Annotated in this window: 11 protein-coding genes; 6 read left to right on the forward strand and 5 right to left on the reverse strand. The window is 68.7% G+C overall.

Features of this window, described 5'->3' with window-relative positions:
* Positions 1–356 precede the first annotated feature (356 nt).
* The 3 genes from OG966_RS40215 (at position 357) to OG966_RS40225 (ending at position 5,775) form a co-directional block, all read left to right on the forward strand.
* A complete protein-coding gene (locus tag OG966_RS40215) occupies positions 357–2,294 on the forward strand; it encodes a serine/threonine-protein kinase (protein ID WP_326655656.1) in 1,938 nt (645 codons plus the stop codon).
* 438 nt (positions 2,295–2,732) lie between these two features.
* Positions 2,733–3,743 (forward strand): recombinase family protein, encoded by a 1,011-nt coding sequence (locus tag OG966_RS40220; protein WP_326655657.1) that lies wholly within the window; start codon positions 2,733–2,735, stop codon positions 3,741–3,743.
* A gap of 166 nt (positions 3,744–3,909) precedes the next feature.
* Positions 3,910–5,775, forward strand: a complete 1,866-nt coding sequence (locus OG966_RS40225) for a pentapeptide repeat-containing protein (RefSeq protein ID WP_326655658.1) — start codon at positions 3,910–3,912, stop codon at positions 5,773–5,775.
* A 517-nt stretch (positions 5,776–6,292) separates the two neighbouring features.
* On the opposite strand, the gene OG966_RS40230 is transcribed toward OG966_RS40225, so the two are convergent.
* From OG966_RS40230 to OG966_RS40240, 3 genes are all read right to left on the reverse strand, one after another.
* Positions 6,293–7,321, reverse strand: coding sequence for a dihydrouridine synthase (locus tag OG966_RS40230; protein ID WP_326655599.1), 1,029 nt, complete (start codon positions 7,319–7,321; stop codon positions 6,293–6,295).
* Between the two features lie 161 nt (positions 7,322–7,482).
* Complete coding sequence (locus OG966_RS40235; RefSeq protein ID WP_326655600.1) at positions 7,483–8,385, reverse strand: hypothetical protein; 903 nt, start codon at positions 8,383–8,385, stop codon at positions 7,483–7,485.
* Positions 8,386–8,476: 91 nt separating this feature from the next.
* The gene (locus tag OG966_RS40240) at positions 8,477–9,244 is read right to left on the reverse strand and encodes a GntR family transcriptional regulator (RefSeq protein WP_326655601.1); all 768 of its coding nucleotides are present in this window, start codon (positions 9,242–9,244) and stop codon (positions 8,477–8,479) included.
* A gap of 121 nt (positions 9,245–9,365) precedes the next feature.
* Here OG966_RS40240 and OG966_RS40245 point away from each other — a divergent pair, with 121 nt between their 5' ends.
* Complete coding sequence (locus tag OG966_RS40245) at positions 9,366–9,599, forward strand: hypothetical protein (RefSeq protein WP_326655602.1); 234 nt, start codon at positions 9,366–9,368, stop codon at positions 9,597–9,599.
* 19 nt (positions 9,600–9,618) lie between these two features.
* Positions 9,619–10,518, forward strand: a complete 900-nt coding sequence (gene dapF / locus OG966_RS40250; protein ID WP_326655603.1) for a diaminopimelate epimerase — start codon at positions 9,619–9,621, stop codon at positions 10,516–10,518.
* 52 nt (positions 10,519–10,570) lie between these two features.
* On the opposite strand, the gene OG966_RS40255 is transcribed toward dapF, so the two are convergent.
* Together OG966_RS40255 and OG966_RS40260 are read right to left on the reverse strand one after the other, a co-directional pair.
* On the reverse strand, positions 10,571–10,822 hold the full coding sequence (locus OG966_RS40255; RefSeq protein WP_326655605.1) for a hypothetical protein: 252 nt from the start codon (positions 10,820–10,822) through the stop codon (positions 10,571–10,573).
* A 524-nt stretch (positions 10,823–11,346) separates the two neighbouring features.
* Positions 11,347–12,591, reverse strand: coding sequence for a hypothetical protein (locus OG966_RS40260; protein WP_326655606.1), 1,245 nt, complete (start codon positions 12,589–12,591; stop codon positions 11,347–11,349).
* A 133-nt stretch (positions 12,592–12,724) separates the two neighbouring features.
* Here OG966_RS40260 and OG966_RS40265 point away from each other — a divergent pair, with 133 nt between their 5' ends.
* Positions 12,725–13,420 (forward strand): hypothetical protein, encoded by a 696-nt coding sequence (locus OG966_RS40265; protein ID WP_326655607.1) that lies wholly within the window; start codon positions 12,725–12,727, stop codon positions 13,418–13,420.
* Positions 13,421–13,439 lie beyond the last annotated feature (19 nt).

The raw sequence follows: 13,439 nt of genomic DNA on the forward strand, positions 1-13,439 counted from the left end.
AAGCCGTCGGGCTGCTTTCGAGGGAGTTGCTCCGGTGAGGACGTGAACGCGGGTACAGGAGAAGGTGGGTCCGGTGCCACGGCTTTCGTACGGGGCGCCGCATAGATCTGCCTCAGCCGGCGGCACCTCGCGGCGCTGACCGAGTTGGGGAGACAACCCGGAGGGAGGAGGTGCCGTGCGGCCTCTGGCCGACAATCCATCGCTTGATGGCGCACGGCAGGGATCCATTAGGTAACGGATTGCGTCGTGAATTTTGAAGTGGTGCGGCAGCGAAGGACAGCGGCCCCCACGGGGCCGCATGAAGGGGGTATCGGGTGGGAGCGTTGGAGACATTGGGTCCGGAGGACCCGCAGCAGGTGGGGCGCTACAAGATCGTGGCGCGGCTGGGCTCCGGAGGCATGGGCCGGGTGTACCTCGCGCGCTCGCCCGGTGGGCGCTTCGTCGCTGTGAAAGTGGTGCGTCCGGAGCTGGCCAGCGATAGCGAGTTCCGGCGACGTTTCAAGCGCGAGGTGACGGCGGCTCAGCGGGTCAACGGGGCTTTCACCGCGGGTGTGGTCGACGCCGACCCGGACGGCTCGCCGGCCTGGCTAGCCACCGTCTACGTACCAGGTCCCTCCCTCGGTGAGGCACTCACCGCTCATGGTCCCTGGCCGCTCCATTCGGTGCTCGCCCTGGCCGCTGGCCTGGTCGAGGCACTTGAAGTTATCCACGCAGCCGGGGTCATCCACCGCGATCTCAAGCCATCCAACGTGCTTCTCGCCGCGGACGGACCGAGGATCATCGACTTCGGAATCTCGGTGGCCATGGAGACCAGTGCGCTGACCCGGACAGGCATACTGATCGGCACTCCCGGCTACATGTCTCCCGAACAGCTCATCGGCCAGCCGGTGAGCCCGGCCAGCGACGTCTTTGCCCTCGGAGCTGTACTGACCTACACGGCCACCGGAGTCAGCCCGTTCGGCACCGGCAGCCCGAACGCGCTCTGTTTCCGTACCGTTCATGAAGAGCCCGAACTTGATGTTCTCCCGGCCGAACTTCGTGATGTCGTCGCCGTCTGCCTGGCCAAAGAGCCCGATCAGCGTCCCACCGTCGCCACGCTGCTCGACCAGCTGACCAGTTCATGCAGCAAGGACGGAAGTGAGGAGATGATCAGCCCCACGCTCCTGCTCACCGAGCCAAACTGGATGCCCGACCAGATCGCCCAGCTCGTCCAGCAGAACGACCCCCCTTCGCCCCTGCCGGAGACACACGCCGCAGCGACTGGTGGATCCGGCCGCCGCACACGCGGTACGAAGAACTGGTCTTTCGCCTGCACCCCCATGGGCGTTTGGGCCACCCCCGTCGAAAGGTACCGGGGGTCAGCCGTGGCCGACGGCCTGGTCTACTTCAGCAGCGGCAAGCTGTATGCGGTGGATGCGACCAGCGGAGACCAGCGCTGGTCTTTTACCACCAGCGGCAGGGCCTGGTCGTCGCCGTCGGTGGCCAACGGCGTCGTCTACGTCGGCAGTGACGACGGCGGGCTGTATGCGGTGGATGCGAGGAGCGGAGACCGGCGCTGGTCCTTTACCACCGGCGGAAAGGTGCGCTCGTCGCCGTCGGTGGCCAACGGCATCGTCTACGTCGGCAGTGACGACGGCAAACTTCATGCCGTAAACGCGGAGACCGGGGAGCCCCGCTGGTCCTTTGCCACCGGTCGCGGGGTGCGCTCGTCGCCGTCGGTGGCCAACGGCATCGTCTACGTCGGCAGTGACGACGGCGGGCTGTATGCGGTGGATGCGACGAGCGGAGACCGGCGCTGGTCCTTTACCACCGGCAGAAAGGTGCGCTCGTCGCCGACGGTGGCCAACGGCATCGTCTACGTCGGCAGTGACAACGGCAAGCTGTATGCGGTAGATACAACAACCGGGCAAGAGCGCTGGTCCTTCCACACCAAGGCATGGGTGCGCTCGTCGCCGACGGTGGCCAACGGCATCGTCTACTTCGGAAGCCAAAGAGTCTCGAAAGTATTTGATGTAGATGAGCTGTCCAAGCTGTTTGCGGTCGACGCAGCCACTGGACACGAACGTTGGTCCTGCGTTATCGGTACGGATCGGGTCCTCTCCCCTGTGGTGGCCAACGGCATCGTCTACGCCGCTTCAATTGACAGTCATATGCTTCACGCATTGCAGGCGGATACCGGGTTACAGCACTGGGTCTACGCAATGAATGGATCCGCAGAAGCATCGCCGGTGGTTGCCGACGGCATCGCCTACATCTCCAGCAGGGCCGACACACTGTATGCCGTGCAGACATGAAGTAGGCGCCACGGCAAAAGTCTGTCGCCCACGAGCCAACTCCCGCAGAACCCTCGCCGATGATCAGGACCGCGAGCGCGATACCGACGAGGCCCCCCGCGAGGTGGGCGCCCCGGGATGTGGTCCCCAACCCCCTGCCAGCCGGGTGCAAAGCCGGGCGGCCCTACGCGGTCGCCCGGCAGGTCGCCGAACGCGCTCTCGCCGCCCGCTGCAAGAACCGGTGACCAGGGGCATCAGATGAATTAACGTCCGTTGCCTCCGGCCATATATTCTGATTGACCTCCAACTGAGCGCGCTCAGGCACACGATTCTCACAAATGAACATCTGTGAGAGTTCCGCGACAGCCCCCGGGGCGATCAAGTTTCCGCAGGTCGCCGTTCGCAAAAGTCCTCTCGAAACCCGCATGTTGTGCGAGGCACTTCTGAGAGACTGCCACCATGGATCTCACGCCCGGTCAGGCCGCATTGGCGGTAGAACGTCACGACTGCCCGAACTGTGACGCGCCCGCTGGCAGCGCCTGCCGCACCCGCGGCGGGAAGACCGCCGCGAAGTACCACACTCCGCGGTTCGTTCTCGTCCCCGCGCTCCGCGAGGAACTGGAGATCCCCGTTCCCTCCGACCGGTATCCGGGCCGCGCGTGGAAGCAGGGCTCGGCGCTCATCGTCGTGCCCGCGCCCCGCACCGAGCGGCCGGTCCGGATCGGGTACGCGAGGACGTCGACCGCCCGCCAAGAGCTGGCGAGCCAGATCGAAGCCCTCCACCGCGCGGAGTGCCACAAGGTCTTCAAGGAACAGATCAGCACCCGCGTGAAGGTGCGGCCCGAGCTGGAGAAGGCGCTCGCGCTGGCCCGGCAGTTCAAGGAGGCCGCCCCGGAGACGCCGGTCATCTTCACCGTCCACGAGCTCAAGCGCCTCGCGCGCAACGCCGCCGAGCTGATGACGCTGTCCGCCGAACTCCAGGCTGGCGGCATCCAGCTCGAACTCCTCACCGGCCCACTTACCGGCATCTACGACCCCAACGGCATGGGCGCCATGTTCTTCGCCGTGCTCGCTGTGGCCGGGCAGATCGAGCGCAACTACATCCGGGAGAAGACCCTCGAAGGCCAGGTCACCGCAGCGGCCAAGGGCAACCACGGCGGACGGCCGAAGGTCATCGACGACGACATGCTCACCTTCGCCGTCGCACTGAAGAACAAGGGCGTCCCCGTTCCGGAGATCGCGAAGAAGCTGGTCATCAAGACCGGGAAGAACACGGGCAAGAACCCCTCGGTCGCCTCGCTCTACCGGGCGCTCGCCGAGGCCGAAGACGCCGCGGCGGACGACGGCCTGCCGCTCCGGCCCAAGCCCGTCCATATCCGCCGGCCCGAGGACCCGCTCACCCCCGAGGAGATCGACCTCCGCGAACGTCTCCAGTCCCAGCCCCACCCGAACGCGGAGATCCGCAGCTAGACCCCATGATCGTTCTCAGCGCCAACGGCTGTACCGAGGCTCCCCAAGGCCGAGTAACGCCTGATTTCTTTCAGCACGTCCTTCAGTGGCGCACCGAAGATTTCAGTGCTGCGGTCTAGGAGGCGGAGCGGGCAACTATCCGGCCGCGTTCGATCGTCCTTCGGGCATGACACACCCGAGCCCCGAACCGCCCTCGTGGCCGCAATGCGGTCACGGCACCACTGCGGAGGATCCGGTCGGCTGCCGCGGCATCCACGTCCCGGGTCAGAGCGCATGTCTGGCCCACCTGGAGGACGCCGAGCGTGACGCCTACCTGGCCGGCCTGGTCCCCGGCGCCGACATCGACCACCGCGGTACCCCCTTCACCCGGGACCTGCTGAACCGGTTACTCGACGCCCTGCGCGACCCCAGCACTGGGCACCCCCGCCTCGGCGTCGCCTTGTTCGTGTCGGCCATCTTCGAGGGCGTCGCCTTGTTCGGGTCGGCGACCTTCGAGGGCGTCGCCCAGTTCGGGTCGGCGACCTTCGAGGACTTCGCCGGATTCGGGTCGGCCACCTTCAAGGACTTCGCCGGATTCGAGTCGGCCACCTTCAAGAGCACCGCCGGATTCGAGTCGGCCACCTTCAGGTACAGGGCCAAGTTCGAGTCGGCCACCTTCAGGGAAAGGGCCGTGTTCAGGTCGGCCACCTTCAGGGACAGGACCGGGTTCGGGTCGGCCACCTTCAAGGGCACCGCCGGGTTCGGGTCGGCCACCTTCAGGGAAAGGGCCGTGTTCAGGTCGGCCACCTTCGAGGGCACCGCCGGATTCGAGTCGGCCACCTTCGAGGGCACCGCGAGGTTCCATTCGGCCACCTTCAAGGGCGACGCCTGGTTCGAGTCAGCTACCTTCAAGAGCGACGCCTGGTTCGTAGAAGCGGTTTTCGAGCGGTCGGCCAGTCTTGGGCCGTTGGTGTGCGCTGGGCGGGTGATGCTGTTCGGGGTGGTGTTCGGCGGCCCGGTGGCCCTCTCGTTCGCCGCACGTCGCCTGGAGTGCCGGCGGACCCGCTGGTCCTCGACGGCCGAGTTGCGTCTGCGCTACGCCACGGTGGGCTTCGCCCACGCGGTCTTTGAATACCCCCTCACGATCGCGGCGGAGGCCGACCCCTTCGTTCTCGCCGACGGACGGCCGGTAGAGGAACAGGCTCTTGCCGGTACGCCCGATGCCAGGGTGCGGCTGGCCTCACTGCGCGGGGTCGATGCTGCCCATCTGGTCCTCGCCGACGTTGACCTGTCGGGGTGCCTGTTCACCGGGACCGTGCATCTGGACCAGCTACGGCTGGAGGGCACCTGCTCCTTCAGCGAGGTCCCGCACCGCACGCACCAGCTGCGCTGGCGCCTGGGGCGGTTCACCCAGCGCCGAACCCTCGCCGAGGAACACCATTGGCGCGCGCGCCAGCCGGCAGCAGTCCGGGGCTGGAACGTCGCGGTGCTCGGCGCCGGACACGTCGGACCAGCGCAGCTGGCGCCGATGTACCGGGCGCTGCGCAAGGCGTTCGAGGACGGCAAGAACGAGCCAGGGGCGGCGGATTTTTACTACGGCGAGATGGAGATGCGCCGCCACGACCGCACCGGCACTACCCGCGCCGAACGCGGACTGCTGCACAGCTACTGGTTGCTGTCCGGCTACGGCCTGCGCGCCTCCCGAGCCCTTGCCTGGCTCGCTGCCGCCATGCTCATCACCATCGTTCTACTCATGGGCTTCGGGCTCCCCCAGGACTCCCCGAAACAGGAAGCGACCGGCACCGTACCGCCCGACGGAGGCAAGGTCACTTTCGAGATCGACAAGGCCGATCCCCAAAACCCCAGGGGGGAAACGTTCACCAGCGAGCGCTTCGAGAAGGCCCTGAACGTCACACTCAACTCAGTGGTGTTCCGCTCCAGCGGACAGGACCTGACCACCACTGGCACCTACATCGAGATGGCCTCCCGCGTGACCGAGCCCGTCCTCCTGGGCCTGGCGGTCCTAGCCGTCCGAAACCGCGTCAAACGCTGACCCAGCGCTCCCGCGGCCAGGGACCGGCAGAACACCGCAGCCACCGGACACTGAAGCAACCGGTGCGCCCGAACCGCCACGAGTCGCCGCACGGAAGATTTCAGTGCCCAGGTCACAGCCCGGCCGACTGAAATCTTCCGTGCGCCTCGACACGCGCGGTAACAGTCCCGCCGGACATGGCCGAGGCCCGCGCCCCCGAAGTTCGATCAGGGAGGGCGGGCCTCGGGCTCCGGTCGGACGCGGCCGCCGGGCTGCCTACGCGCTTCGGCCGACCAGCCGGGCCACGTACAAAGCGGGGGCCCGGCGGCGGCAGCATCGGCCGGACGTTGGCACGCCGCCAGGTTCGGTCCAGTGTCGCCTACTCGGCAGCGTCCGGGTCACCGGGCACAGCTCCTCGTTCGGGGCGGCGGCCATGACCGTACGGGAGGGCGCCGAATCCGAGGGTCGCGCAGCGTGCCCGTATATAGGGGACAGACGCCATGCCGTGCCGCGTGGCCGGCGGGAGCGGTGCGGGCGGTTATGAGGCGGCCTTACTGTGCGCGCCCCGGGTCAGGGCGTGCAGGTGCCGGCGGGCAACCGACCTGTCGCCGAGGAGAAGTGCGGCGGGGGTGAAGTGCGGTCGGCCGAGGTGGCGTTCGAGAGCGGGGAGGTAGCTCCAGCGCACGGCCGGGTGGGCGGAGTGGGCGTAGTGGTGGAGGTCGCCGTAGGGGAGCCAGGTGGCAGCGGCGATGTGGGCGAGCACGTGGCTGCGGGGGTACAGGCGTAGGCAGCGTCCGGCTTCGACCCAGGTCGGGGTGCCGGTGCGGGGCTGGGGGTCGAACCACGTGTGTTCGACAAGGAGGCTGAGCCAGGCCAGTTGGGGGTAGAGCAGCAGCCGCGGCACGAGTACGCCGCAGATCACGGCGGTCCAGCCCCCGGCGAGGTAGGCGGCGAGGGGTACGGCTGCTGCGGCGCCCGTTCGATGCCAGGCGCCGGGGTGGCGCAGGCCTGCGGCGAGGCTGGCGGCGGTGGTGTGGATGCCGCGTGCGGTGAGCGGGTGCACGAGCGCGACGGCGAACCGGAGTCGGGTGGCGCCGGGGCGGAGTCCGGCCTGGTGGAGCTCGGCGAGATTGGGGTCAGTGCCGGCAACGGTGGCGTTGGGGTGGTGGTCGCGGACGTGGCGCTGGCGGCGCATGGTGACCGGGTCGAAGGCGAGCGGGTGGTGGGCGAAGGCCTCGGCGAGCAGCAGGTTGGCGCGGGCAGACCGGGCGAGAACGCCGTGAACGGCGAAGTGACTGATCTCCTGCAGGTGACGGAAGTGGACGGCTACGGCGACGGCGGCCGTCGCGGCGGGCAGGGGCCCGTGGGCGGCGAGCATCCACCATCCGGTGATCTGGAGCCACTGCCCGGCCAGTAGGAGGGTCGGGGTCCAGTTGTTGGCGCGGTTTCGTTGGAGCGCTATGAGCTGGGCGGAGCTGGCGGTGCGGGGGCGTCTGTAGGCGAAGCGTGCGCGGTCGATCTGGCGTAGTGCGCCGCCGGTGGTGATGACGGCTAAGGCGAGCAGCATGTGCGGTTCCCGAGCAAGGGGGCGGGCACGTCCCGCCGATCATCACGCACCGTACATCTAGTGGACTAGCTTGGAGGTGTTTTGCAGGGACGCGAAACGGCCCCCATCTGGAGACGGGGGCCGCGGGCTGGTCGCTGATCGGGCCGGTCGGGCCCCTGGGGTCAGAAGGTGTCGACGGTGCGGGCGGCGCGGTCGTCGTCCCACGCGTCCGCGTCCAGCATGGGCCGAACGGCGGCCTCGTACGCCTGCAGAATGCGGGGCGCGGAGTCGGCGCCGTGGCCCCAGACCGATTCGAAGCGGCCGGTCCAGCGCTCGACGCCCTTGAAGTACACGCTGCTGCGGCCGCGGTTGTACTCGGCGTCCCCCTGTTCCTCCTCCACCAGGACGGCGGCCGCGGCAAAGACCACGACATCGACGGCCTGGTCCGCGCGCAGCCGGTCGCGCACCGCGAGCCCGCAGGTGACGCCGAGGTCGCGGTGGTGACCGATGAGCTCCAGCAGCGGGCCGGCGAAGTCCGCCTTCACCAGGTCGGCGCGGTAGACGATGAACAGCCGGTCGATGCGGCCGCCGGCCTCGGTGAAGCGGCGGTTGGCGGCGATGTACTCGCGGCGCTGGGTCAGCAGCGCCGGGTTGGTCGTCAGATCGGCCGCCAGAATCCGCTGAGGCTCGGAGTGCGCCTCGGTGAGGGTCTTTATCAGCAGGACAGACAGGCGGGGCACTTCGCTGGCGTAGACGCGAAGGTGGCCGTCGGCGATCTCGCCGTAGTCGGAGATGAGTTCCCGTTCAAGCTGGGAGCGGACCAGGTCGTAGTACCGGGCGTCATCCATGGCTTTGAGGTTATTGGCCTTGCGCAGGTGGATGTAGGCCTTGCGCACCCACAGGTGGCCTGCGACCAGCACCAGGATGAGCACGCTCTGGACGAGCAGCAGCACCTTGAGGTTGACCCGCTCGACCGCCCACCCGATCACGGGGACGGCCAGGCCGGCGATACCGACCACGGCGCCGAGCGCGGGCGAGCCCAGCGCGTTCGTGATCCTGGCGATCGGATCGCGCTGTTCAGGCATGAAGAATCCTCCCCCTCGAACGGCCTTGGGGCCGCGCGGTGTTCATGATTCCCGGGCTGTCGCATCCCCCACAAGAAGCCCCGGTGAGCGGTCAGGTGCCGGATGCGGGCAGGGCGATGTCGTACGTGAGGTCCCACCGGTCCGCCGGAATGAGGATGTCTGCGGTCTCCAGCGGCCGACCCCCGGTGTCGTAGTGGGTCCGCTCGATCAGGGTGGCCTGCGATCCGGTGGCGATTCCCAGCAAGTGGCCCTGATCACGGTCGACATGGACCGGTCGCGGCCTCTCGGCCACCCGGGCGACGGTGATCCCGAGGTGCGCCATCCGCGCGACGATGCCGCGTCCGGCGAGCGGACCGCCCTCGGGCAGGACCACCACGGTGCCACCGGTGATGGCCATCGGCTCCCAGCTGGTGGCCAGCATGACCGGCTGACGTGCGGCCAGGAACTCGTAGACAGTGCGCACGCACAGGCCACCGGCCTCCACTGCGAGGCGGGCGGCGATCTCCGGCGGTGCCTCGACCTTCGCGGTGCTGTCGGCCTCCCAGGTACCGGTGAAGCCGGCTGGAGCGAGCCCGGAGTAGGCGGGGCCGTCCGCGGGCGGAGTGCGCTGCAGCGGGCGGCGCTGGAGCGGAGCGCGGACGTAGGTGCCCGATCCCGCCCGGCCTTCGAGAAGGCCCTGGCTGATCAGGAGCTCCTGCGCCCGCCGGATCACGTTCTCCCCGACACCGAACTCGGCTCCCAGCTCGCCACGGGAAGGAAGCCGGTCACCGGGAGCCCAAGTGCCCACAGCGATCCGGGATCGGATCTCGGCCGCCACCTGCAGGTAGGGGGCGTGGCCTCCTGAGCTGCCGTCAGCCATGCCTCTCCTTGCCCGCGTTGCTGCCTATACGACGCATTGACAAGCTAGTTCACTAACCAGAAGCTAGTTAACTAGAAACGCTTTGCGTAACGCCGGTTGATCGAATGTGAATGTGGGTGCCGTGGGCTACGACCGCCAGAACACCGCGATCACGTACGCCACCACGCAGCTCACCGCCCTGACCGGAGTCCCGCCCCGCGTCCTCGATGAGGCCGGAGCAGTCCGCATCGAGACCGACGTGACCGAGGACCTCCTGCATCACTGGCAGCAGCTCCTCGCCGTTCTCGACCTGGGCAACACCTTCGGCCTCACCGACACCGACACCGGCCAAATCGCCTGGCTTCGCTTCGAGTGAGCAGAGGACACCCCTCCCCATGACCCGCCCTTCCCGCACCGTCAGCCACTTCGCCAAAGGACACGGCGCCGAAAACGACTTCATCGTCCTGCCCGACCCCCGCGGGCACCTCGCCCTGCCCCCGGCCGAGGTGACGCGCCTGTGCGACCGCCGCGCGGGCATCGGCGCCGACGGCATCCTGCGCGCCGTGCGCTGCACCGCCGAACCGGAAGCCTCCGCCATGGCGGCCGACGCCGAATGGTTCATGGACTACCGCAACGCCGACGGCAGCAAGGGCGCCATGTGCGGCAACGGCCTGCGCGTGCTGGCCCGCTACCTCGTCGACACCGGGCTCTGCCCGCCCGGCACTCTCACCGTCGCGACCCGTGCTGGCACCCGCCAGGCGCACGTCCCCCACCGCAGCCCAGACTTCGAGGGCGACGTGAGCGTACGGATGGGCTGCCCCAGGCTTCCCGGCCCCGACGGCATCACCGTCACCGTCGCCGAACGGCGCTGGTCGGCCCTGCACGTCGACATGGGCAACCCTCATGCCGTCGTCTTCGTCGACGACCTGGCCCACGCCGGAGACCTGGCCACTGCACCGACCGTCGAGCCGGCCGACGCCTATCCGCACGGCGTCACGGTCGAATTCGTCATCCCTCGGGCTCCCGGGCACCTGGCCCTGCGCGTGTACGAACGCGGCGTCGGCGAAACCCGGGCCTGCGGAACCGGTGCCTGCGCCGCCGTCGCGGCCGCCGTCCTGTGCCACGGCACGCGCTCGGCCGCCGCGTCCTACACCGTGGACGTTCCGGGCGGCCGGCTGCGGATAGAGCTCCTCGCCGACGGCTCCATGGACCTCACCGGCCCCGCCGAGATCGTCGCTCACGGCACTACGGCACTCACCCCCGTGTCGGCCTCACGCCGTGCGGTGGTGTGCTGAGGCTGGGGAAGGCCTGCGGGGCCCGCACCCGGCGGGTGCGGGCCCGGCCCGGTCACCCCGCGACCGGGCGAAGGATTGAGGCGATCCGCTTGACGGGGACCCACCGGGGGGTGGAGTCACCCTCCTCGAAGCGGACCAGGGCGCTCGACGTGCGGGCCTCGACGATGTCGGCGAACTCCGTGGCGTAGGGCCAGGAGCCGACGTAGACCTGCACCAGGTCGCCGGGCTTCAGGTGGTCCCAGGTGATCAGGTTCCCGTCGGGGAGGGTGTGGGTGTACCGGGTCTGGACGCTGGGCTGGCTCATCGTCGCCTCCGTGAAGGGGTCGGTGCGGTCGAGCTGACGGGCTCTGCCCGAGCACGGGTTCTCGGGGGTTGGAAAGGATCGCGCAGCGACCGCGCAGCGGCGCCGCAAGGCGTCCTTGTAGGCCCCCGGGGTTCCGTGCTTGCCTCTGGCGTCAGGTCGTCCGGGCCGACCCTGGCAGCGACGCCCGCCACCCGAGGGCAAAAGGAAGACCGGCACCCCGGCGGACCCACGCCGGGCCACCCTCCGTCGTACTTTCCGGCGTCACTCCGTCACCACCAGGGCCCGCTAATAGGCGGTCACTTGAACGCCGCATCCCGCCCCACCCGACAAGCCCCCGTGGAACGATCTGCCCGCGCGGCGGTACCGTGCTGACGACGCGCCAGAACAACCTGGGCCCGCCCCTGGCGGGCACGGACGGAGGGGGAGGCGGATGAGCCTCAAGGGCAAGTTCTACTTGTTGTTGGCACTTATCGTGATCGGCGTGCTGATCGGCCTCGGGAACCCGCCCCCCTCCTGACCCGCTGTCATTTACGGCGGGCCGTTTCGCCGCGGCCGTCCTGGCGGGGTACCTCGGAGCGTGTGGGCCGAGTGGAGTGGGCGCTGATGCCGCTGCTGGCTGACGAGGCGGCCGGCTGGGTCTGGCTCGGCCGGGAGACGGCGTCCCGGTCGGCGTGCGTGCTGATGCCCTGCCGCATCGTCGCCACGGGCTTGGTGACCAGGGCTACCGACTGTTTGCTGGCCGGGTCGTAGCTGTCGCGGCGGGCGGCGACAATGTCGTCGCCCATGCCCGGAATCAGGCGGAAAAGCATCGCCGATGCGAACACGGCGATGATGATGATCGCCAGGCCCGAGACGATCGCGTTGGCCGGCGTGGTATTCGGCTGACCGCCAGAGAGCGCCGAGGCGAGCATCAGCACGATGACGATGATGGGTTTCACCAGGATGATCGCCACCATCATGCCGACCCATCGGCGGACCCGGCCCCAGAGGTCGCGGTCTACCAGTCCCGAGTAGACGATCGTGCCGAGCACGGCGCCGACGTAGAGCAGTGCGCTCCGCACCACCAGCTCCAGCCACACCACCCCGGCGGCCAGGATCGACACCCCGGCAAGAATGATGCGGACGATCGGTCCGCCGCTGCCGTCTCCGCCATCCTTGCGCAACGCGGCGCTGAAGGCCTCGAAGAATTGCGCGCCCTGCGTGCCGCCGGCGAGCGCATCAGTGATGCCGTCGACGGCCGACACCACGGTGTAGAGGATCAGGGGAGTGAACGCCGATGCGAGCACGGTCAGCCACAGCAGACCGACCGCTTCGCCCATTGCCCGGGTCAGCGGCACACCGCGTACGGCGCGCTTGGTGACGGCCCACAGCCATAGCAAGATCGTCAAGAAGGCGCTGGCGGCGAAGACGATCCCGTACGTCTTCACGAAACTGCCGTTGGCGAAATCCACATCGCCCGTCACCCTGACAGCGTTCGAGAGCTGATCCACGATCCATGCGGACGCCTTGGCGAATCCGTCTGCCAACGCCTTGAGGGGGTCCAGTGCGTCTGTGGGGTCATCGAGCGCCGGCCCTCCGCCGCTGCCACCGGTCGTACCGTCTTCGCAGTACTCGCGCGCCAGCCCTTTGATGAGGTCGCACTTGGAGTCTTCTGTGGGCGAGGGGGAAGGCGTGGGTGCGGCGTGGGCGCTCGGTGCCACAGCAATCAGCGTGACGGCGGCGGCCGCGACGGCAGAGACACATGCACGGGCCGCGGTACGTGCGGACACATCAACCCCCAGGCTGCAGAACGAAATACGAGGGTCGCACGCTGTGGCCGTGGGTGGCACCTGCCTGCTCCGATAAGCAGACAGTGCGGCTACCGTCGTCGTCGTTGACGAAGTGGCGGAGGGGCGCGTGGGGATGAACACAAGCAGCAGCTATCAGTGGGTCGGGCGGGTCAACGGCCATGCGGTGACGACTCCTTCTCCAGCGCCCCGCAGGTCTCGCCGCCTCCTCATAGCCTCCGTCGGGGTCGTCGTCCTGCTCGTCGCAGCCATCGCTCTGGCCGGCCGCAATGGCAGCGGCGGCAAGGCGGGCCCGGCTCCTGCAGCATCCGCTGACAGCTCCTCGGACGCGGGCGCGGTCCGCAGTGAGCGAGGGGCGGCGGGCGCTGCCGCTCGGTACGCGGCCACACTCGGCGGGGAAAGCATGTTCAATCCGGAATCGCGGCATGCGATCGTCGATGCGCTCACCGACCCGGCCACGCGGGGCAAACTGCAGGCCGGGTTGGACGCGGACTACAGCGTCGCTTTCAACGAGAAGATCGGCCTCGACCCTGCGGGAAGGCCTCCGCAGGGCAGCGTCTTCGTCAGCCGGACCATGCCAACCGGAACGACCGTCCAGGCGTACCAGGGCGACACGGCAAGCGTGGCCGTCTGGTGCTCGGGACTCTTCGGTGTGACTGGCAAGGGCTCGAAGGCGCCCGTCGCGAGCAACTGGTTCACGATGACGATCAAGCTCAGGTGGGCCGAAGGCGGCTGGAAGCTCACAGAGTTCACGCAGACTGACGGCCCCGAACCCTCGGCCGGTAAGTTCGGCCAGGCGCCGCCGCTGTAGGGCGGGCGGCGGGGGTCTC

Origin of the sequence: Streptomyces sp. NBC_01750, from assembly GCF_035918095.1 — a bacterium.
In the GTDB taxonomy this organism is placed as follows: domain Bacteria; phylum Actinomycetota; class Actinomycetes; order Streptomycetales; family Streptomycetaceae; genus Streptomyces.

What these genes read in the sequence shown, in the direction of transcription:
- OG966_RS40220 (WP_326655657.1), top strand. Translation starts at nt 2,733, where the DNA reads ATGGATCTCACGCCCGGTCAGGCCGCATTGGCGGTAGAACGTCACGAC.
- OG966_RS40225 (WP_326655658.1), top strand. Translation starts at nt 3,910, where the DNA reads ATGACACACCCGAGCCCCGAACCGCCCTCGTGGCCGCAATGCGGTCAC.
- OG966_RS40230 (WP_326655599.1), bottom strand. Translation starts at nt 7,321, where the DNA reads ATGCTGCTCGCCTTAGCCGTCATCACCACCGGCGGCGCACTACGCCAG.
- OG966_RS40235 (WP_326655600.1), bottom strand. Translation starts at nt 8,385, where the DNA reads ATGCCTGAACAGCGCGATCCGATCGCCAGGATCACGAACGCGCTGGGC.
- OG966_RS40240 (WP_326655601.1), bottom strand. Translation starts at nt 9,244, where the DNA reads ATGGCTGACGGCAGCTCAGGAGGCCACGCCCCCTACCTGCAGGTGGCG.
- dapF (WP_326655603.1), top strand. Translation starts at nt 9,619, where the DNA reads ATGACCCGCCCTTCCCGCACCGTCAGCCACTTCGCCAAAGGACACGGC.
- OG966_RS40255 (WP_326655605.1), bottom strand. Translation starts at nt 10,822, where the DNA reads ATGAGCCAGCCCAGCGTCCAGACCCGGTACACCCACACCCTCCCCGAC.
- OG966_RS40265 (WP_326655607.1), top strand. Translation starts at nt 12,725, where the DNA reads ATGAACACAAGCAGCAGCTATCAGTGGGTCGGGCGGGTCAACGGCCAT.